The organism is Streptomyces sp. NPDC053426 (assembly GCF_055585405.1).
In genome coordinates, this window is record NZ_JBVJKE010000006.1 from 271,100 (window position 1) to 292,270 (window position 21,171).

The following is a 21,171-nucleotide window of genomic DNA, read 5'->3' on the forward strand; positions in this document are numbered from 1 at the left end:
CATGAGCAGGCAGGCGAGCAAAGACACTGGGGTCGAGCTGGCCGTACGGCGGTTGCTGCACGCGGCCGGGCTGCGCTACCGGGTGGAGTACCCCGTGCCGGGCATGCCCCGGCGACGGCTCGACGTGGCCTTCCCTCGGGCCAAGGTCGCCGTCCTCATCGACGGCTGCTTCTGGCACGGCTGCCCCCAGCACGCCACGCGACCGAAGGCCAACGCGGAGTGGTGGCGGAGCAAGCTGGACCGGAACATGGCCCGCGACCGGGAGACGACGGAGCACCTGATCGCGGAAGGTTGGACAGTGCTGCGGTTCTGGGAACATGAGGCTGCCGAGGAAGTGGCCGTGCGGGTGGAGGCGGCTGTGCAGCAGCGCCGCGCGGAACTGTCCGGGGGGAGGAACAAGTGAGTCCACTGACCTTCGTGGATGTGTGCTCGGGAGCGGGTGGCCTGGCCCTGGGACTGGAGCGGAGCGGCTTCGAGCCTCGTCTGTTGCTGGACGAGGACACCGACGCCTGCCGGACCCTTGAAGCCAACCGCCCGCACTGGAACGTGCTCCAGGCCGACCTGCTGGACTTCGACCCGGGCGAGCATCCCGAAAGCTACGACGTGGACCTGTTGTCCGCGGGTCTGCCGCGGGTGAAGTCGAGTGCCACCGTCAGGCGAGCGGACTCGCATGTGGAGGAGCGGCTGCTGGAGGCCACGGTCTACCTGGTTCATGCGATCAGGCCTCGGGCCGTACTCATCGAGAACGTCCCCGGGCTCGCCCACTCCGACGAGTACCGGCGGTTCCGTGATTTCGCCCGTGCGGAACTCTCCCACCTCGGCTACGAGTTCAACTGGTTCGTCGTCAACGCCGTCGACTTCGGTGTACCGCAGACGCGCAAGCAGGGCGTCCTCTTGGCTGTGGAAGGGCCCAGAGCCGCGGCGTTCCGTCCTCCTGCCCCCACCGTGCCTGTGCCGAGGACGGTCGGTGACGCCCTGGGCGAGTCCATGGCGTCACGCGGGTGGCAGGACGCCGCCCGGTGGGCCGCCCAGGCCGATCAGCCGGCTCCCACCCTGGTGGGCGGTTCGAAGAACCGAGGTGGCGCCGACCTCGGGCCGACCGGAGCCAAGCGGAAGTGGGCGACCATGGGCGTCAACGCCCACACGGTGGGCAACGAGGTTCCCGGCCCCGACTTCGTGTGGGACCCCCGGCTCGGCAGGGACAACATGGTGAAAATCACAGTCGAGCAGGCAGCGCTCCTTCAAGGGTTCCCCGGATCGTGGGAGGTCACGGGCTTGAAGACCGCCCGGTATCGCCAGATCGGGCATGCGACACCGCCGCCCGTCGGCCAGGCTCTGGGACGGGCCGTCGCCGAAGCGCTGCACGGGGAGCCGGTGGCCCCCGCTGCCGGCTAGACTTCCGCCACATGACCAGCACGCCGCCCCACCAGTCCATCCTCGACAAGCCCTTTGTCCTGGACCTCTTCGCAGGGCCCGGCGGGCTGGACGTCGCGGGACACAAGCTGGGTATCCCGAGTCTCGGGATCGAGTGGGACAGGAGCGCGTGCCTGACGCGTTACGCAGCCGGCCTGGACACCCTCCACGCCGACGTGAGCGCGATCCGCAGGGAGTCCTTCGAGTCGCTCCCGCCGGAGATCAACGTGCTCGCCGGCGGGCCGCCGTGCCAGACGTACTCGGTGGCCGGGCACGGGGCGGGGCGCAAGGCGCTGGAGGAAGTCAAGGACTTCATCAAGCGGCTCATGGCGGGTGATCCCGACAAGGAGATCGACGAGAAGCTGAAGGAGCTCAGTGATCCGCGCACCGCGTTGGTCCTCGAGCCTCTCCGGTACGCGATCCAGGCGACCAGGAGCCCCAACCGGGGGCACCGGCCGTACGACGTCATCGTCCTGGAGCAGGTCCCCGCAGTCGTGGAGGTCTGGCGGCACTACGCCAAGGCGCTGCGGGACACAGGCCTTCCCGACGGGACGACGTACGAGGTCGACTTCGGAGTCCTCGCCACCGAGACCTACGGCGTGCCGCAGACCCGGTCCCGAGCCGTGCTGATCGCCCGTCGTGAAGGGCTCGGTGAGCCCACCCTGCCCAAGACGACCCACCGCGCCTACGAGGCCAGGGAGTGGAATCGCAGGAACAGCGGCATCCCGGCTCAGACCCAGGCGACCTTCGACGAGGTCTTCGCCCAGGAACTCCCGCCCCGGCCCGGGAAGGACGACGAACCGAAGCACTGGCTGTCGATGCGTGACGTTCTCGCCGAAAAGGTGGGCACGCATCCGGGCCGCAAGAGGCCCTTCCTGGTCCGGTCGAACTACGGCAGCTCCGGAAATCCTGGACGACGCGGCGTGCGGACCGACCAGCAGCCCGCCGCCACCGTCACCGGCCGCATCTCCCGCTTCGTGGTCTTCGAGCACCTCGACGACCACACCGACGTCGTCTGCGAGGGGCCGCGGTTCAGCATGAACGAGGCGGGGATGCTGCAGAGCTTCCCGCCGGACTACCCGTGGTCCGGTACGGCACAGGCTCAGCAGGTGGGCAACGCCGTACCACCCCTCTTCGGGGCACACCTCCTGAGCACCGCGCTCGGTCTTCCCGCACCGACTCCGGAAGCGATGCGCGAGCCGTGGGTGCCGGCCACGGAGGAGCAGCGGGCCAAGCTGCGGAGCCACGGCTGCGGAGCGGCGGACGACTGCACCGCCCGCTGCCCACGCCCCGAGTAGCTCGACGCCACGTATCAGTCCTCGCTCTTCCGGCCCCTGACCGGGGCGGTCTCGAACAGCTCGGTGAAGTAGTCGGTGAGCGCTGTCACGGACCTCTCCGGAGCGGGGTCCTCGTCGGGCCCCTCCGGGAGGACGTGGCGCGAGACCGGTGGGGCTGTCTGCGCCTCCTCGATCCAGTCCCGCAGATGGGCGGGGTCCCTGGGCTCGTCCGGTGCGAGGATGTCGTAGATCAAGGTTGCTCCGGCCGCGTTGATAGCGGCGCTCAGGCCGTTGACCTCCCGTCCGGTGGTGACCTTTCCGTTCTGCAGAAGACGCACCAAGGCCTGAGCTGTAGGGCGGTGGTCGATCAAGTCGTTCCGAAGCACGGTGTGGATGAGGTCCTGATTGCCGCAGGCGACCTCGACCGGCCCGTAGTCCGGCCCGTTCCGGAAGAGTTCAGCCGCCCACCACAGGCGGGAGAAGCACTGCCGGTCCGCAGGACCCTGGAAACGCGCCGCAGCTACGCGTCGAGACGGATCCGACAGATGACGCCACACGACATAGTCAGGGGCGACAGCCAACGCCAGGTGATTCCACAGTCTTCTGTCCGCCGCTTCCTGCCGCGTCAGACGCAGCGTGGCGTGGAGCCGTGGCGCGAGCCACGCATCGGCCGAGGTGCGTTCCTTGTCGAAGGCGAACATCGCGTCGTCCACCAGGCTGCGGATCGGCTCGACCCACCATCGAGCGTCGTCCTCGGGGAGAGGCTCGACGACCTTGGCGAGGTCGATGCCACTGTGGACCTCTTCGCCTCTGAGCAGGCCCTCGGTGAGGAAAGTGTCCGCAGCCGAGTTGGAAAGCAGGGCCAGGCGCTCCGGCACGTGGTGAGGCTGGGTGATCACGTCTCGCTCTCCCTGTTCGTCCGTTCCAGGCCGCGGATGACGTAGCCCACCGCCTTGGCGGCCTCGGCACGCCGAACCGCCGCGTAATGGATGCGTGTCTGCAGCTCGCCCCAGCCCGAGTCACCGGTGCGTCGGCGGTGGACTTGGCGCAAGGCCTCCTCGACGTGCACGCCGGGGACGACGTCCGGGAGCATCTCCCGCAGCACCTCGCCCTGCCAGTCGGTCGGGAAGACCGGGCCACCGCCGGGTTCCACCTCCAGATCGCCAATGGCGCCATGGAACACCGCCGTCCACACGTCCGTGGCCATCTGGGCGACGAGGAGGTCACGCACCTTGCTGTCCACACCGGAGCCGTTGCTGTCCAACAGTCCGACGATGCCGTCGATGTCGGTGTTGACGAACACCGTGGGGACCCGTGCCGTGGTGTCCACGAGCCATGGCGCGTCGGCGTAGGCGCGCAACCATTCCCTGGAGCTCTTGCTGAACGACGCCTTCTGGACCTCCAGCCGCAGCCCTCTGACCGGCTCGTCGGAGACGGTGTCGACCACCCAACTCCGGTCGGTTTCGGTGATCGACCGTCCCCGCACTCCGTCGACCGTCCCGACAGCGTACGCACTGACGGAGGCACGTCTCAGGTGGTCGTCGCGCAGCATCTCCAGAGAGCCCGACCAATCACGGCCGTTCTCCGTGTCCCGCGTGAGGGCCGTCGAGGTGCGGACGTTGGTCTCCCCGTCGGTCAACACGGCTAGGACACACAGATCGGACCAGGCCGCGTCCGGAGCATCGGCGCCGGGCGGCAGCGTGGCCGAGAGACCGATCGTGGCGCTCACCCAATCCGTGTGTCCCGCGACACCGAGGGCGACGGCCTGCTCCTGAGTCGAGTAGGCGCTGGTGTCCAGTGGGTCACGGGTGCCATCGGACAGCCTGAGGGAGACCGACGTCACCCTGAGCGTGATCGGACGGCTAAGTCGCTTGTACGGGTAGATCTTCACGCGTCACGCCCCTTGCCGGCGCGCAGTTCGAGGACGAGGCGGGTGAGCATGGTCCTCACCGGATGGCTGGAGACGTCGGTGGCTCCTCGGAACTTCGCGCGGCGGGTGCCGGGCGGGAAGCGCAGGGTCCCGTTCTCCACCTCACAACCTTCCACGGCGACGAGTTCCGCCCAGTCGAGGCGCGGACGTCCTCCGGAGCGGACGTCCAACTGGGCGACCGGCACCACCGGGGCAATCTCGTCACCGCGTGGAATCTTCACCTCGGCCGTGATCAGCCACTCCCCCTGATCACCGATCGTCGCCTCGAGAGCGTCCAGCACCGGCACCACCGGGCCGGAGGGCACCTTGGCCTTGGGCCGGCTCTTGACGGTCAGCGCCTTGCGCAGCGCCTCGCCGCCTTCGCCTCTGCCACGCTTCGGGCGGGCGACGAGTTCCCTGACCGCGCTGTTGACCTCGGTGGTCAGATTCTGGATCCGCCGGTATGCGGAAGGGGACCAACGCAGGGTCAGCTCCTCCGTCTGACCCCAGCGGTCGTGCTCGGGCGGTTCCGCCGCACGCAGGAACTCCTCGGCCTCCTTCGCGAAGGGGGCCGACTCGCCGGCGGCCTCGCCGACCAAGAGAACGGCCTGGAAGGGGTTGGTGCCGAGCGGCAGGTTCGTAACCGGAGCTTTCCTGACCGTCATGCGGTTACCGCGCAGCGAGTGCACCTGGTTCTTGGGGGTGTCCTTGTCGCCGGCAGCCTCGGTGATCAGCAGGACTGCCTGATGAGTGCCGAGCGTCCCGCGGGCGCCTCCGGCCAGCGGCAGCTTCAGCGGAACGTCTCGGATCGCCACCTGCCCGGCCTCGGTGAGCCGGTCCACCGTGGTGCCCTCGTAATGAGCCCGCAGAGCACGAGTACGGGAGGGCTGTTCGACGGACGGGTCCACCTTCGTCTCCGCCACGACCTCCTCGCCGTTGCGCAGAGCGCGGACGGAGACCTCGAGCAGCGGAAGTCGACCACCCCCACCGATCATGGCCGCCCAGAAGTCGCGGCCCAGCGCCTCGACCAAGCGGCCGTGCATCCTTTTGATGTCGCGTGTGTCCTCGGGCCCCTCCTCGTCACGAGGCATGTCGTCGTAGTCGGACGGGTCCTCGAGGCTGGCCACATCGTGCGCGCCCACGATGAGGAAGGACGTACCGGGTTCGTCGCTGTCCCGGTTCAGATGCAGGCGGGCCACGGTCTCCTCGTCCGCCCACCAGGAACGAGCGACCTCGGCGCCCGGTGTGTCGGGGTCGGGGCGCCCGAACCAGGCGGGACCCGCGTAGGTGCGTCCGTCGACCTCCCGCCAAGGCAGTTCGAGACGGCCGATCACCCGTCGCTCGGTACGCCCCTCGTGCGGCACGGACAAGGTGGAGTTGATGAGCACGAGGCCGAGAGCACTGGTGGCCCACAGCGTGGCCTTGCCCAGGCCGTACGAACCACCGGCAGCAGGACCGGACTTCAGGCTCTCGAGTTGCCGCCGGACGACGGCGGCGAACTTGCCGTCCGCGTAGTCGTCGCCGATGAGCCCGGAAGCGTTGTAGTCGTCGACCCGCAGAAGAACCAGACGACCCTTCTCATACATGTCGCGCACACCGGCGTCGACGACCCGACCGACTTTCTGGTTACCGGCGAGCTCCGAGACTGCGGAGTAGTGCGGGAAGAGATCGTTCCAGAGGATCGCGTCGCGGAAGGCCTCCAGGTGTTCGCCGGTCAGCTCGTGCAGGGTGTAGCGGACGCGTACGGGACGGCCGTTCTCCGTCAACCGCTCGTCGAGACTGTTCTGACATGTCTCGCGCGCAAGGACCTGGACGTCGGCGTCGAAGGCGAAGGCTGCGGCATTGCCCAGGTCACGGCCGCCATCGGGGTATCCGGGGCGGTGGTACCAGGTGACCGGGAGGCCGGCTTGGGTGTCGGTGGTGCGGGTGTGCAGCGTGCCGACGTCCGTACCCAGCGCGTTGGCGATCTCCGTCATGACGGTCGGGCGCGGGGTCGACCGCCCGGCGATCCACGCGGAGACGGCGGCTCGGGTCAACCCGAGCTCCTTGGCCAGTTCGGCCTGCGTCTTCCCCGTGAGCTTGAGCTGCCGGGCCAGCCACGGCCCGAACTCCTCACCTGTCTCCACGCGCCACCTGCTCTTCCTCGGGTCGTACGAGGGAGGTTAATTTGACGATCGCGATCATGTCAACCAATAGTTAACCGGGCTTGAAGGCCTGGCAGCTTTACCCCTCCGCCCGAATGGTCCGATTCGCTCGGAGATGTACCCATTTACCCACTCTGCGCAAGCGGAGCCTTGAACTCCACTTGCAGGTGCGGGAGTTGGGTTGCCAACACCGCGGAAACTCGGTACGTTTCCACTGTTGGAATAGCCAACTCGCTTGCGAACCGAAAATCCGGGAATCGGGCGACCGGGGGAGAATTCTGCCCGTGCGCGGTAAATCACCGTACGGAGAAACGTTTCCGGAAAATGCTGAATGAATCGACAGGGGTGGGGACTCATTGAACGAGGACGACTGTTTTCCCTTACTGCTCTCCCAGTTCGAATGTCGGCCAGCAAGGCCGAAGTAGCGGGCATTTTGAACTGGTACGGCCTGTCCGAAGACGATTTCGTCGCGGGCTTCCCCGGCCTGGCCAAGGCGGTTCAGGAGCTGCCGGACGAGAGTCCCCCTGCCACCTGACGTTTCGAGCGCCCTCACCCGCATGAACTCGGCGTCATCGGCCGTCCGCCGAACGCGTCCACCATCGGCGTGCGTTGAACCGCGGGCCGGCTCGCGCCCAACCGGCGAGCCGGCCCGCCACCCAGACTTCTATCCACTTTCGACACCAGGAGCAGCAAGCGTGCCGTCCTCGTCCTCAGCGGTGATCGATACCGTTCTCGAACAGTCCTCCCGTGTCCTGCAGACGTATGCCGTGGACCCCGGCCTCGTGGCCGAACATGCCAATGGCGAGCGTCGTATCACGCAGGGCGGATACGGCGATCGTCAACTTTTCGAACTTGTACAGAACGCGGCCGACGAAATCGCGAACGAACCCGGCGGACGCGTCCACGTTGTCCTCACGGATACCCACCTGTACTGCGCCAACGAGGGAAGTCCGGTCACCCCGGAAGGGGCGGAAACCATCCTTCGAATGAGCATGTCGAAAAAGCGTGGTGGGCAGATCGGGCGGTTCGGGGTCGGGGTGAAGTCGGTCCTCGTGGTGACCGACGCTCCGGAATTCTTCAGCCGTACCGGGAGTTTCGGATTCCACCGTGCCTGGTCCTACGAGCAGATCAAGGCCGTGCCCGGTGTGACGGAGCGCTACGGCCCGGAGTTCGACGCCCCCGTCCTGCGGATGGCCCGCCCGCTCGACATGATGGCCGAGCGCGCTTCCGACCCCGTACTGGACAAGCTGTTGACCTGGGCGACCACGGTCGTCCGGCTCCCACTGCTCCCGAAGGCCGACGATCGGCTGGGAAAGGACATGCACGGCAACCGTGGCAAGGACCACGGTGAACCTCGCGAGGAGTTCCCGGTCGGGTTCCAGCTCTTCTCGCCGCACGTCGCCAAGGTCGTGCTGGAGGATCACCGTCCCAGGCCCATGGCGCGCCGGATGCTGACCGCCCAACAGTCCGGTGACCTGCACACCGTGACCGAGGAGCGCACGGGGAAGGCTCTCTCCACGGAGCGGTGGCGCGTGTTCACCACTACGCACGAGCCGGGGCCTGCGGCCCGCGCGGATGCCGGAGAGCTGCACGACCGGGTCGCGCTCGACCTGTCCTGGGCCGTCCCCGCGCTGGAACGGGACACGGAGAGCGGCCTGTACGTCAGCCCTCGGTCTCGCGGTCGCGGCAAGTTCTGGTCCTTCTTCCCCACCAAGTACGAGATGTCGCTGAGCGGCATCCTCAACGGGGCGTGGAAGACCAACGAGGACCGACAGAACCTGCTCGACTCCTCCCCGTTCAACCAGGAAATGATCAGGGTGTCGGCGAAGCTGGTCGTCGACTCCCTCCCCCGGCTGGCCCCGACCGAGGACCCGGCCGCTTACCTCCCCCTGCTGCCCGGCCGTGTCAAGGAGTCGATCAGCTGGGCCGACGAGTTCCTGACCAGGGAGATCTGGGCTCGCACCGCCACGAGCCGCTCACTGCCCGACCAGAACGGCGTCCTGCGCCTTCCCAAGCACCTGCGCGTTCACCCGCGGCTGGACAAGGACCTGAAGCAGTTGACGCGGTGGCTGCGGATGTGGCACGAGTGCCCTGGACGCCCCTCGGACTGGCTGCACCCGAGCGTGGAGGCCGACACCCTGCGCTCCGGCAAGGTCGAGCACATCCTCACCGCCGCCGGACACGAGCGGGCCGGGGTCCGTGAGTGGTTGGAGGCCCTCGTCGCGAACGGCACCGCTGAGGCCTCGGCGGTGGCAGTCCGCATCCTGGCCGACATGATCGAAAGGGGCTCTTCCTTCGCCGCCGAGGCCCGCAAGGCCCGCGTCGTGCTGACCGAGGAACACGGGCTGGTCGCCCCGGTCCACGGCAAGGTGTTCCGTCGGGCCGAGCACCAGGACGGGCTGCGCGAGTCCACGGTGTACATCGTCGACGAGCTCGCCCAGGACCCGTCGCTGGCACAGGCGCTCAACGTGCTCGGCATCCGCGAGGCCGACGTCGAGGGACGATTCGCCAGCGTCCTCGACCAAGGCTTCGACCACTACGGGGAGTCCGACTGGGAGCGCTTCTGGGAACTGTTCCGTCAGGCCGGCATCCGTCGGCTGGCCCACAAGGTCCTGGAGCGCGTGCCCGACCCGCGCGCGACGCTTCGGGTGCGGACGGCCGACAAGCGTTTCCGACCTGTCGCGGACTGCATGCTGCCCGGTGTCGTGGTCGACGCCGAACGTGATCCGAGCGTCGCCGTCGACATGACGTTCCACTCCGACGACGCGTCCTTCTTCTCCCTGATCGGCCTGCGGGAGCGGCCGGCCGGCGGCGTGCAGCCGCAGGCCGACGAGGCCTGGTTCGAGGAGTACCGAGCAGCCGTCCACGCTTCCTACCTGCGCTCTCTGGACAGCCGTGCACCCCGTCCCGCCCTGAACCGGATGAAGGTCGAGGGCGCCGCGATCGGTGGTCCCCTCCACCTCTTCCGCGACCTGTCCGAGGAGTCCCGCGCCGCCTTCCTGAAGGTGCTGCCCGACGATGCCGTGGTGGACAACTGGACGCGGCAGTTCGGCGCCCAGACCAGCACTCGGCAGGCGGTGATGTCCCCGATCCGATGGCTGCTGCGCAAGTACGGCAGGGTCGCCACCTCCCAGGGGATCAAGCCGCTGACGGAGGCCGTCGGTCCCCAGCTCGCCGCCTACCGCGATGTACTGCCGGTCGCCGACATCTCCCCCGAGAAGGCCCGCAAGCTGCGGCTGCCGATCACCGTCGAGGAGGTTCCCGCCGACCGTTGGGACACGCTCCTCGACGAGGTGTCCCGCAGTGAGGACGACGCCTTCGTCGGCGCCACCTATGTGATGCTGACCCGGTTCGGGGCGGACTTCCCCGAGGACTCGCTGACCCGTTGTCGGATCGGTGACACCTGGGGCACCCGTCCCGACGACGAGATCACCCTCGCGGTCGGCGCCGCCGAGTACCGGGCCCTGCGTGCCGAGCAGCTCCCCGCCCTGCTCGTGCCGAGCGCCGAGGACGCCGAGCTGATGGTCGAGAAGTGGGGCATGCTCCGCTACGCCGACGTGATCAGTCGGGAGACCCGCGAGGTGCCCGAGGGGGACCCCGTGCCCCTCGTCGAGCTGTTCCCCGCCCTGCGACAACGCCTGAACAGCGGCAACCGGAACAGCACGGTGCAGCGGTGCACCGAGTTGGAGGAGGTCACGCGTACCCCCAACGGCACGCATGCCTCTCCCCTGGACGCCGTGCGCCAGGATGGCACGGTCAAGATCCGCGTGCCGCGGGAGCCGGAGCCCATGCTGCGGCTGATCGACCGCGAGCTCGGTCTCGGTCTGGGCGCGGCCGGCTGCCGCGCGGTGCTGGAGCACCAGGACCGCATGGCCAAGGACAGCGCCCTGAAGGCGGCACAGAAGGCCGTGCGCGACGCCGAGGACGTCGTGATCAAGCTCGAGCTGCTGATCGGCGCCGAGGCGCTCAGGGCCGGTCTGCCCGAAGGGCTGATGGACGCCGAGCTGCAGGCGACCGGTGGCGTGGAGCCGTCCGGGCGTCGGATCGCGCAGATGGCGTTCAACGCGCACGGCGACGGGGTGCTCCAGCAGCACGCCCGGGACATCCAGTCCCGTTTCCCCAATGCCCCGGTAGCCTATGGGGGTTCGTCGGCCGCCATCGCGTTCGTCTCCGACCTGCGCCTGCCGGTGACGTTCGCCGGCTCCAGGACTCCGTCGCCGCCTTCCTACGAGACGATCGAGGGGCCCCGGGACTTCCCCAGGCTCCACGACTACCAGGAGGACCTGGTCCGGAACATCTCCACCCTGCTCGATCGGCTCGCCCCGCAGCGCGGCATGCTGTCCCTGCCCACCGGCGCCGGCAAGACGCGGGTCACCGCCGAGGCCGTGATCCGCTGGGTGAAGCGAGTCGGCGATCTCAAGGGCCCCCTGCTGTGGATCGCGCAGACCGAGGAGCTGTGCGAACAGGCTGTACAGAGTTGGAAGTTCGTCTGGAGCAAGGTCGGTGCCGAGCGGCCGCTGACCATCAGCCGACTGTGGAGCAGCAACGAAGTCGGTAATGTCGTCGATCACCCCCACCTGGTGGTCGCCACCGACGCGAAGCTGCAGCGATGCCTGGGCACCGACCAGTACGCGTGGTTGCGTGAGCCCGCGCTCGTGATCGTGGACGAGGCGCACACCGCCATCTCCAAGCGGTACACGGAGGTTCTCGGCCTGTTGGGCCTGACCCAGTACGAGACACGCCGGCATCTGCTCGGCCTGACCGCCACCCCGTTCCGCAACACCAACGAGGACGAGACCCGTCGGCTGATCACCCGCTTCGGCAACCGACGGCTCGACGAGGGCGTGTTCCCGTCCGGCGACCCGTACCGCGACCTGCAGGAGTGGGGCATGCTCGCCCAGGTCGAGCACCGCACCCTGGAGGGCGGTCGGATCGTGCTGGACCAGGACGAGAAGACCCACGCCGAGCGCATGGCGATGCTGTCCCGTGCCGCCGAGCAGCGACTCGCCGACGACCACGAGCGGAGTCTACGCATCGTCGAATCGGTAACCGACCTTCCGTCGGACTGGCCGACGTTGCTCTTCGCCACCTCAGTCGACCACGCCAAGTACCTGGCGGCCATGCTCAACGACCGCGGTGTCCGGTCCGCCGCCGTGGATTCGACGACCAGTACGCAGGACCGTCGGACGCGGATCGAGAACTTCAGGAACGGACGCATCCGTGTACTCACCAACTACGGAGTCCTCACCCAGGGGTTCGACGCGCCCGCGACCCGGGTCGTGGTGGTGGCACGGCCGGTCTACAGCACCAACGTGTACCAGCAGATGATCGGCCGCGGCCTGCGCGGCCCCAAGAACGGCGGCAAGGACACCTGCCTGATCCTCAACGTCGACGACAACATCGCCAACTTCGACACCTCGCTGGCCTTCACCCAGTTCGAGCACCTCTGGAGCCGTACGTGACCGACGTCTACCTCGACAGTCCACCGCTCACCGCCGAGCAGCGGGACGTCGTCGAGCAGCCCTGGGACGCACGGGTCCTGGTCACCGCCGGGGCCGGCGCAGGGAAGACGCACACACTGGTGCGTCGGCTCGACGCGCTGTGCGGCCACGAAGACCCGGAGGAGGCGCTGGAGGCCACCGACATCCTCGTGCTCACGTTCTCGCGAGCAGCCGCCCGCGAGTTGCGCGAGCGCATCACCCGGCACGGGGACCGGGCCCGCCGGGTGCGCGCCCAGACCTTCGACGCCTGGGCGTACGGGGTGCTCCTCCAGGCGTACCCGGACCGTGACTGGGCCACGACCTCCTTCGACGAGCGGATCAAAGCCGCGACCGAAGCCGTCGAAGAGGGCGCGCTGGAGGCCGGCGACTCGGTCCCGCCCTCCCATGTGGTGATCGATGAGGTGCAGGACCTGCTGGGCGACCGCCGTGAACTGGTGGAGGCCCTGCTCGACCGCTACCAGGAAACCTGCGGTTTCACCGTGGTCGGTGACGCCGCCCAGTCCGTGTACGGCTTCCAGATCGAGGACCCGGCCGAACGCAATGACGAGACCGGCCGGTTCTTCGAGTGGCTGCGCCGTTCGTACCCCGACGAGCTGGTGGAACTCCGTCTCACCGAGAACTTCCGGGCCGTCACCCCGGAGGCACGGATCGCGCTGCCGCACGGCCCCCGGCTTCAGCGGGTCCGGGACACGGACAAGGCCGCCACACTCTACGAGGAACTGCGCGACCTCCTCCTGGACCCGGTGAACGCCCTGGGCGACCTCACCGACGAGTACATGTTGCAGGGGCTGCGGGATCTCGACGAGACCTGCGCCATCCTCACCCGCGACAACCGGCAGGCCCTGGTGGTCTCCCGGCTGCTCCACGAGAACGGCATCGGACACCGGTTGCGCCGCCCTCTCGAGGAGCGGCCGGTGCCCTTCTGGGTGGCCGAGCTGCTGCGTCGTACCGAGGCGACCGGCCTCTCCGAGGAGCGGTTCCGCTCGTTGCTGGAACAGATCCCGCTGCCCCACGAACCGAACGCGGGCGCCCTGTGGACGGTGCTGCGACGCGCGACCCGTTCCCCCGGGCGCACCGCGCTCGATCTGGACCGGTTGCGCCGCCTGGTCGCAGACGGTCGCTTCCCCGACGAGGCGGCCGACCCGGAGACCGCGCGGATCGTCGTTTCCACCGTGCACCGGGCCAAGGGGCTGGAGTTCGACCGGGTGATCCTCCTGACTCCGCCGACCGTCGCAGAACTCCACAAGCAGTACGGCACCGAGGCGGACCTCCCCGCGGAGGCCCGCGCCCTGTACGTGGCGATGACTCGCGCCCGACAAGACCTCTACCACGTCCATTCCCCCGACTTGCCGATCATCAAGAGGGCGGGGAACCGCAAGAACGGTCGGCGGTTCGTCGGCGGGTGGCGGTCGTACGACAGGTTCGGCGTGGTGGCAGAGGCCGGTGATGTCTGCCGGGACAACCCGCCCGGCCGCACGACCGACGCCGTGGCGACCCAGACCTACCTCCTGCAGGAGGTAGATCCTGGTCAGGAAGTGCTGCTGCGCAAGCGCCACGATCTGCCGACGGGCGAGGACCAGAGTCCTCCGTACGCCCTGCTGCACCGGGGACGGGAGATAGGCGAGGCCTCGGAGCGGTTCCGGCAGGAGCTGTTCCGCGTGCAGAAGGTGAACCGGACCTGGGACCCGTGGTGGCCCGACGAGATCCATGGTCTGCGGATCGACACCTTGGAGACGGTGACAGGCAGCGTCGCGGCCGGCGCCAACGCCGGCCTGGGCGACCGAGGTGTGTGGATCGTGCCGCGAATCACCGGCATCGGCATGTTTCGACGGGCTGACAACGAAGAGGAGCAGGGCGCATGACGTACGTGGCAGGTCGGCACTCCGAGCACTATCGGGTGCGGGACGAGGAGCTCCTTGCGGGGTTGCGCAGGGAACTCTTCGGTCCCACCGAGGAATCCGAGCCGGAGGACCGAGCCGAGGTGCTCCCTCACGACGCACCGATCGACCGTTACCTGACCGGGGTGCTCTATCCCCGCGCCTCAAGGGAGCGGAGGGCCGAGAACGCCGCCGAGCAGGACGGCCTGGACGCCGCGCCCGTACTCGCCCGGGAGGACGCCGAGGAGGCCGGCGCCGCGCAGGAAGCCGGTGCCTCGGGCGACAAGCGCCCGTCCTCCATGGGCCTGACCTTCGCGGTCGACCCGGTCATAAGCGACACGATCGTGGTCTCGACGAGCGCGGCGGTCTACGAGCCCACCGACGCGGACGGCAACCCGGTCCCGGCCCGCCGCGCCGAGGCCCGGACCGTCGCGGAGCAGCGGGAGTGGTGGCGGCGCAAGGAACTCCAGCTTCCCGAGAAGACCATCGACGTGACCTCCCCCACCCCGGGCGAGCTGATCGACCTCGTCCCGGACAAGGTCGCCCTGCACATCATCGTCCGGCGACCCGATCCGGTCACCGGCACGGTCACCGTCACGGTCACGTTGATCAACAGGCAGAAGGTCGGCGAGCGGGACCTCCAGGACGCCTTCGCCCTGTTCCAGTGCGGCCTGATGGTCTGGGCCGCCGACGGCTCCAGCGCCTTCGTCGAGCGCCCCGCCCCGGACGCCGCACACGACCCGGAGATCGCCACCAGCCGGCTGCTGCACCGCCATGCCCCGACCTTCGCCATCGGCCACGGCTGTGCCGCCGCCTGGGACTGGGTTCCGTCGCCGATCGGCATGACCGACACCCGCAAGGCCGCCGTCCCCGAGGTACGCAGCGAGTTCGTACCCAGCGTGGAGGTGCTGCTGACCGACTCCAATCCGGAGATCGACAGCTCGTCGTTGTCGATGCTGGGGCTGGCCGAGAAGCCCGATGCCGAGGTGCTGGCCGCCCTGGAGGCACTGGCCACGGGCTACGAGGACTGGATCGCGCGCAAGTCGAACGAAGCCGACGCGCTGGCGGGCGGCCCCCACGAGCAGCCCGCGCGGGACCAGGTCGACGCCTGTCGTGAGGCGCTCGGCCGGATCCGCGAGGGCATCGAGTTGCTGCGGACCAAGCCCGACCTGATGCGGGCGTTCCGGCTCGCCAACCGTGCCATGGCCGACCAGCGCGCCCGCAGCGCCTGGGTGAAGAGCGGACGTGTCGGCAGCCCGGATCCGACCGCCGGCCGCTGGCGTCCCTTCCAGATCGCCTTCCTCCTGCTCTGCATGGCCGGCATCGACGACCCGAGGCACGACGATCGGAAGATCTCCGACCTGCTCTGGTTCCCGACCGGTGGTGGCAAGACCGAGGCCTACCTCGGTCTGATCGCCCTGACGTCCTTCTTGCGCCGCATCCGCAAGGGCGCGAACGGCGGCGGTGTCACCGTCCTCATGCGCTACACGCTGCGACTGCTCACTCTGCAGCAGTTCGAACGTGCGGCGATCCTGCTCTGCGCCATGGAACACATGAGGCGCCGCACTCCCGGACTGGGCGACGAGCCGTTCTCCGTCGGCATGTGGGTGGGACGCTCGGCCACCCCCAACACGCTGGCCGAGACCGCCGCCAGGCTCGACGAGTTGCGCGCCGACCTCGACAAGCGTCTCGCCACCGAGAACCCCGTCCAGTTGCACGCCTGCCCCTGGTGCGGGACCCGGCTCGACGCCCGGGACTACGAGGCCGACGAGGACGCCAAGCGGATGTACATCCGCTGCTCCGGCGCGGACTGCGACTTCTCCGGCGGCCTTCCCGTCCACCTGATCGACGAGGCGGTGTACGACGCGCGTCCGACGCTGGTGATCGCCACCGTCGACAAGTTCGCCTCGATGCCGTGGCGTCCCGCGACCTCCGCACTGTTCAACCTGGACGACCCGACCGACGGCACCCCTCCTCCGGAGCTGATCGTCCAGGACGAACTCCACCTGATCTCCGGCCCCTTGGGCACTCTCACCGGCCTCTACGAGACCGCTGTCGACGCGCTGGCCGACCGGCCCAAGGTGATCGCCTCCACGGCGACCATCCGCCGCGCCGCCGACCAGGGCCGCCACCTCTTCGCCCGCGATGTGCGGCAGTTCCCGCCCGCCGGCCTGGACTCCCGCGACTCGTGGTTCGCCGTGGAGACCCCGAGCGAGGAAAAGGCGAGCCGCCGCTACGTCGGCCTCCTGGCTCCCGGCACCAGTCAGTCCACGCTGTTGATCCGCACGTACGCGACGTTGCTGCACCGGGCCATGCACGCGGACACCGACGACAAGGTGCGAGACGCCTACTGGAGTCTCATCGGCTACTTCAACAGCCTGCGGCTGCTCTCCGCGGCCGAACTCCAGGTCCACGACGACGTGGTGGCGTACCTGGAGCTGCTCGCCGACCGCGAGGGCGTGGCGGTGCGCTCGGTGGCCAACTACTCGGAGCTGACCAGCCGGATCGACGCCAGCGAGATTCCCACGCGCCTCAAGGGCATCGAGAAGAGGCTCCCGGACGAGGACACCGTGGACGTCCTGCTCGCCACGAACATGATCGCGGTGGGTGTGGACGTGGACCGTCTCGGACTGATGGCCGTGATGGGCCAACCGCAGACGACCGCCGAGTACATCCAGGCCACGAGCCGCGTCGGACGCGCCCATCCCGGCCTGGTCGCGGTCATGCTCAACTCGGCACGAGCTCGGGACCGCTCGCACTACGAGAACTTCCAGCATTACCACTCGGCCCTCTACCGCGAGGTCGAGTCCACGTCCGTGACCCCGTTCTCCGCCCGCGCGCGTGAACGTGGACTGCACGCGGTGATCGTCGCTCTCGCCCGCATCCTGATCCCTGCCGCCCGCCCGAACACCGGCGCCGGTCAGGTCGAGTCCTACGAGCACACCCTTCGGGGCCGCATCAGGTCCCTGCTCCTAGACCGTGTCCTCGCGGTCACTCCCTCGGAGGCCGATGCCGTGGAGCAGGGCTTCGACAAGTTCGTCGATTGGTGGTGCCAGGAGGCCGACATTCACGGCGATTTGCTCTTCGAGCCGAAGCGGGGCAGCCGTGCCCCTTCGATCCTGAAGTCGTACGACGACGAGTCCGAGGACCGCGAGGCGTGGCCCACCCTGTGGAGCCTGCGTGACGTCGACGCCGAGTCCGCCCTGTTCCTGGAGGGAAACCGATGACCCCGCCTCCCGCCCGCCGCCGTCGGACCGCGGCGAACGGCACCGCCCCGGCCCACAACCTGCCCCGTCGCGGCACGGTCCGCCGGGCCCAGGCGATCAGCACGTACGGTGTCGGGTCGCTCATCGCCGTCGACCACGAGTCCTTCGTCGTCTCGGGCCTGGACGAGGCCGACCGCACCTGGCGCAGGGACGAGTCGCCCGTCGTCCATGAGCGGCGGCTGGCCCGGCTGCTCGACGTCGACTTCTTCCGGCTGCCGCCGGCATCCGACGACACCAGCAAGGACGGCCTTCGGGTCCGCCGCTTCCCCTTGATGCACTCGTGTCCGGAGTGCAACGACCTGCAGCCCCACCGTGACTTCTCCCCGCCGGCCGGTCGAAGCGTCTGCGGCACGTGCGAGGTGGACCTCGTCCCCTCCCGCTTCGTCGTCGCCTGCGAGGCCGGGCACCTCGACGAGTTCCCCTACTGGCAGTGGGTGCACCGCTCGCCCGACCGTGACTCCGCGAGGATCGGCAAGTGCGGCGGCGAGCTCAGGATGCGTACGACCGGACGCACCTCCTCGCTCCGCTCGATCGTCATCTCCTGCACCTGTGGTCAGGTGCCCGAGGTCTCGATGGAGGGTTCCTTCCGCAGGAACGCGCTGAAGGACCTGCGCCTCACCTGCCGAGGCGCCCGCCCGTGGCTCGGCTCCTCCGCGACGGACCCGGCGGGGTGCGGGCTCCCGCTGCGCACCCTGCAGCGCGGTTCCTCGTCGGTGTGGCAGCCGGTGCTGAAGTCGGCGCTCTCCATCCCTCCGTGGAGCAACAGCCGTGCCGATCCACTCGCGGAGCACTGGGCCGCACTGCGCCAGTTCGACGACCGTGAGCACATCCGGATCTACCTCCAGGGAGCGTTCCGGGGCAACTGCCCGGTCCCGCTGGACGAGGTCATGGCCCTGCTCGACGCGGAACGCGAGGAGGACCCGGAGGACGACAAGGCGTCCAGCTTCGACCACCGCTATCGCGCCCTCCGCAACAAGGAGTACGAGCGTCTGCGCTCGGGCAACGACGAGAGCGAGCAGTCCCGTGACGAGCAGTTCGTCTGCGAGACGCCGCTCGGTGACCCGAGCGTGCTCCAGCCGCTCGGGATCACCGGTCCGATGCTGGTGAAGAAGCTTCGCGAGGTGCGGGCCTTGAAGGCGTTCACCCGCCTCGTCGACGCCGAGTCGACGACCGATGCGAAGGAGATGTCGCTCTCCGAGAAGCCCCTGCGTTGGCTGCCGGCCATGGAGGTCCAGGGCGAGGGGGTCTTCCTGCGTCTGGACGAAGACCGTCTGGACGCCTGGGAGAAGGCGCCGGCCGTGGCGGCCCGGGTCGAACGCATGCGTACCGCTCACCAGCGGGTGCTCGAGCAGCGGGCCGACGACCCGAGTCAGGCCGTGGCGTCTCCGGCGACGCCTCGCATGGTGCTGTTGCACACCTTGGCCCATGTCCTCGTCAACGAGTGGAGCCTGGAGTCGGGCTACCCGTCCGCCTCCTTGCGCGAGCGCCTGTACGCAGCGGATGACATGGCCGGGGTGCTCATCTACACGGCGACGAGCGACTCGGCGGGCAGCCTCGGCGGTCTCGTCGCTCAAGGCGAACCGGAAGTTCTCGACCGTACGGTGCGTTCAGCGATCCGCCGGGCCGAGTGGTGCTCCTCCGACCCACTCTGCATGGAGGCCGAGGTGGCTGGCTCGACCGGGACGAATCTCGCTGCCTGTCACGCCTGCGTGATGCTCCCGGAGACGAGTTGCGAGCACAACAACATCCTGCTCGACCGCGCCCTGCTGGTAGGCGCTCTGGAGGATCCCTCGGTGGGATTCTTCCGGCAGGTACTGACGGGCTGAAGCAAGCCTCACCGCCCGCTCACCGACAGGACAGCCTCGTAACGGCTCTGCGCGCGATCGAGCACCTCGTCCGCGTCGCACCCGTGGGCCCGCAGCCAGCGGAGGAAGTCCGTGATGACGTCGATCACGGCCTCCTCCGCCACCGTCCGGCCCACCCTGCCGAGCCCGGGTTCGTAGCGGCAGGTCGGCGGCCTCAGCGTCGCGTACATGTCCAGCAGTGCCTCGGCGCGTGTCACCGACGGGTCCACCGTGTGGTCGGCCGGTGGCGTGAGCCCGGTGGCCAGTTCGCACCACGTCACCTTGTGGTCCTCGTGGAGTTGGACGCCCCAGCGGTCGGTGAGGGCCTCGACGAGTGCCATGCCCCGCCCGCCCTCGGCCTCGATGTCGGCGGCGACGAGGGTAGGCAGGGCCCGGGTGTCGGGGTCGTGGACCTCGATGCGCAGGTACGCGCCGTCCACCGAGACCGCGAGCGAGCCCGGCGTGCCGAGGCCGACGTGGGTGACGACGTTGGACACCAGCTCGCTGACGCACAGTTGGGCCGCGTCGACGAGCCCGTGCAGGTTCCAGGCCGCCAGACAGAGACGTACGACGCGCCTCAGTGCGGCCACCTCCTCGGGGTGGGCGGTGAACTCCACGCTCCACGGCTTTCGCGTCGGGCACGCTTCCTGGATCAAGAGGGCTCTCCCATCTGTGTTCACACCTGCCGTTCACCAGCGGAGCGTCACGAGTCATCACTCTGCGTCTCTCGCCGGTGTTCAGCATGGAGTCGGCGTATCCCGTTGTGCAATGTGCACGGCGGGATTCCCACTTCCGTGTGATTGGCAAGCCGCACTCTTGGCACGAGACTGAACACTCGTTACGAGCCCGGGGTTTGAGAGGATCGAGATGGCCGGTTCACCGACGGCACGCCGACGGCGTCTGTCGATCGAGCTGAAGAAGCTCCGGGAGAAGAGCGCACTGACCTGCGCTCAGGTCGGCGAGGCGCTGGACTGGAGCGGATCCAAGGTCAACCGCATGGAGACGGGCAGCGGCAGGGTCCAACCGTCCGACATCGACGCGCTGTGCCGGTTCTACGACACGAGTGACGAGCTGCGTGAGTTCCTCAAGTCACTGGCACGACAGGCGAAGACGCGTGGTTGGTGGCAGGTCCACGGTGCGGGTGTGCCCGAGTGGTTCAACATCTACATCGGCCTGGAGCAGGACGCCTCCACGCTCCGCCAGTACCAGTGCGAGGTGCTGCCGGGCCTCATGCAGACCAAGGCTTATGCCCGCGAGCTGCACACGACGGGCGCGCACATGTCGGCCGAGGACATCGACCGGGCCGTCCGCGTACGGCTGGAACGCCAGGAGATGCTGGCTCGGCCGGATTCCCCCGACGCCTGGTTCATCGTGCACGAGGGCGCTGTGCGCAACGTGATCGGTGACCGGGAGATCATGCGGGAACAGCTCGAGCGGATACTGGAGACGACCGAGCTGCCGAGCGTGACCCTGCAGGTCCTCACCTTCGACTCCGGCACCTACCCGGTGACGGGTTCCTTCACCATGCTGGGTTTCCCCGCCCCGGAAGACCCGGATCTGGTGTACCGCGACGGGATCACGGACGCGGTCTACCTGGAGGGCGAGCATCATGTACGGGAGTACACGCGAGCGTTCGACGGCCTGCGCGCCGCGGCCCTGAGCCCTCAACGCTCCGCCCAGCTGATCGAGTCCGTCGTCAAGGAGCACTCAAGGTGAACGCCACCGAGCCCATGGGGGCTCCCCCGATGTGGTTCACGTCGTCGTACAGCAACGGCGCGGGAGGCGAGTGCGTCGAGTGCGCGATGGTCCAGGACCGCGCACTCGTACGCGACTCCAAGAACACGGGAGCTGCTGTGGTCGCTGTGAAGCAGCACGCCTGGAATTCCTTCGTCCAAGCCCTCAAAGGCGGCCCTTGGTCGCACTGATCGCCGGCGGCGCCC

At 68.7% G+C, this 21,171-nt stretch carries 14 protein-coding genes; 10 read left to right on the top strand and 4 right to left on the bottom strand.

Annotated features, from left to right (window positions below; all coding sequences use genetic code 11):
• Position 1: 1 nt before the first annotated feature.
• The 3 genes from ACZ62B_RS15005 to ACZ62B_RS15015 are packed head-to-tail and all read left to right on the top strand — an operon-like array spanning position 2 to position 2,711.
• A complete protein-coding gene (locus ACZ62B_RS15005; RefSeq protein ID WP_469690705.1) occupies positions 2–403 on the top strand; it encodes a very short patch repair endonuclease in 402 nt (133 codons plus the stop codon).
• Positions 400–1,395, top strand: coding sequence for a DNA cytosine methyltransferase (locus ACZ62B_RS15010; RefSeq protein ID WP_469690577.1), 996 nt, complete (start codon positions 400–402; stop codon positions 1,393–1,395). The genes ACZ62B_RS15005 and ACZ62B_RS15010 overlap by 4 nt, the downstream gene beginning before the upstream one ends.
• Before the next feature lie 11 nt (positions 1,396–1,406).
• On the top strand, positions 1,407–2,711 hold the full coding sequence (locus tag ACZ62B_RS15015) for a DNA cytosine methyltransferase (protein WP_469690579.1): 1,305 nt from the start codon (positions 1,407–1,409) through the stop codon (positions 2,709–2,711).
• Positions 2,712–2,725: 14 nt separating this feature from the next.
• Here the strand turns inward: ACZ62B_RS15015 and ACZ62B_RS15020 are convergent, their stop codons facing one another.
• From ACZ62B_RS15020 to ACZ62B_RS15030, 3 genes are read right to left on the bottom strand one after another with little or no spacing between them, the layout of a single operon-like run.
• On the bottom strand, positions 2,726–3,589 hold the full coding sequence (locus tag ACZ62B_RS15020) for a DUF6339 family protein (protein ID WP_469690582.1): 864 nt from the start codon (positions 3,587–3,589) through the stop codon (positions 2,726–2,728).
• Positions 3,586–4,581 carry a hypothetical protein gene (locus tag ACZ62B_RS15025; RefSeq protein ID WP_469690584.1) on the bottom strand — a complete coding sequence of 332 codons (996 nt, stop codon included), beginning with the start codon at positions 4,579–4,581 and terminating at the stop codon, positions 3,586–3,588. Before ACZ62B_RS15025 ends, ACZ62B_RS15020 begins: the two co-directional genes overlap by 4 nt.
• Entirely contained in the window at positions 4,578–6,725 is a 2,148-nt protein-coding gene (locus ACZ62B_RS15030) for a helix-turn-helix domain-containing protein (protein ID WP_469690586.1), read from the bottom strand. The genes ACZ62B_RS15025 and ACZ62B_RS15030 overlap by 4 nt, the downstream gene beginning before the upstream one ends.
• Positions 6,726–7,143: 418 nt before the next feature.
• Here ACZ62B_RS15030 and ACZ62B_RS15035 point away from each other — a divergent pair, with 418 nt between their 5' ends.
• From ACZ62B_RS15035 to drmB, 5 genes are all read left to right on the top strand, one after another.
• On the top strand, positions 7,144–7,278 hold the full coding sequence (locus ACZ62B_RS15035) for a hypothetical protein (RefSeq protein WP_469690588.1): 135 nt from the start codon (positions 7,144–7,146) through the stop codon (positions 7,276–7,278).
• Between the two features lie 160 nt (positions 7,279–7,438).
• Positions 7,439–12,205, top strand: coding sequence for a DEAD/DEAH box helicase (locus ACZ62B_RS15040; RefSeq protein ID WP_469690589.1), 4,767 nt, complete (start codon positions 7,439–7,441; stop codon positions 12,203–12,205).
• Positions 12,202–14,106: a UvrD-helicase domain-containing protein gene (locus ACZ62B_RS15045; protein ID WP_469690591.1), complete on the top strand. Its 1,905-nt coding sequence runs from the start codon at positions 12,202–12,204 to the stop codon at positions 14,104–14,106. Before ACZ62B_RS15040 ends, ACZ62B_RS15045 begins: the two co-directional genes overlap by 4 nt.
• Positions 14,103–17,348 (top strand): helicase-related protein, encoded by a 3,246-nt coding sequence (locus tag ACZ62B_RS15050; protein WP_469690593.1) that lies wholly within the window; start codon positions 14,103–14,105, stop codon positions 17,346–17,348. Before ACZ62B_RS15045 ends, ACZ62B_RS15050 begins: the two co-directional genes overlap by 4 nt.
• Positions 17,345–19,213 (top strand): DrmB family protein, encoded by a 1,869-nt coding sequence (drmB, locus tag ACZ62B_RS15055; protein ID WP_469690595.1) that lies wholly within the window; start codon positions 17,345–17,347, stop codon positions 19,211–19,213. The genes ACZ62B_RS15050 and drmB overlap by 4 nt, the downstream gene beginning before the upstream one ends.
• A gap of 8 nt (positions 19,214–19,221) precedes the next feature.
• On the opposite strand, the gene ACZ62B_RS15060 is transcribed toward drmB, so the two are convergent.
• Positions 19,222–19,887 carry an ATP-binding protein gene (locus ACZ62B_RS15060; protein ID WP_469690597.1) on the bottom strand — a complete coding sequence of 222 codons (666 nt, stop codon included), beginning with the start codon at positions 19,885–19,887 and terminating at the stop codon, positions 19,222–19,224.
• Positions 19,888–20,098: 211 nt separating this feature from the next.
• Here ACZ62B_RS15060 and ACZ62B_RS15065 point away from each other — a divergent pair, with 211 nt between their 5' ends.
• Together ACZ62B_RS15065 and ACZ62B_RS15070 are read left to right on the top strand one after the other, a co-directional pair.
• Positions 20,099–20,947: a helix-turn-helix domain-containing protein gene (locus ACZ62B_RS15065; protein ID WP_468886201.1), complete on the top strand. Its 849-nt coding sequence runs from the start codon at positions 20,099–20,101 to the stop codon at positions 20,945–20,947.
• Entirely contained in the window at positions 20,944–21,156 is a 213-nt protein-coding gene (locus ACZ62B_RS15070; protein WP_468886200.1) for a DUF397 domain-containing protein, read from the top strand. The genes ACZ62B_RS15065 and ACZ62B_RS15070 overlap by 4 nt, the downstream gene beginning before the upstream one ends.
• Positions 21,157–21,171: the final 15 nt, after the last annotated feature.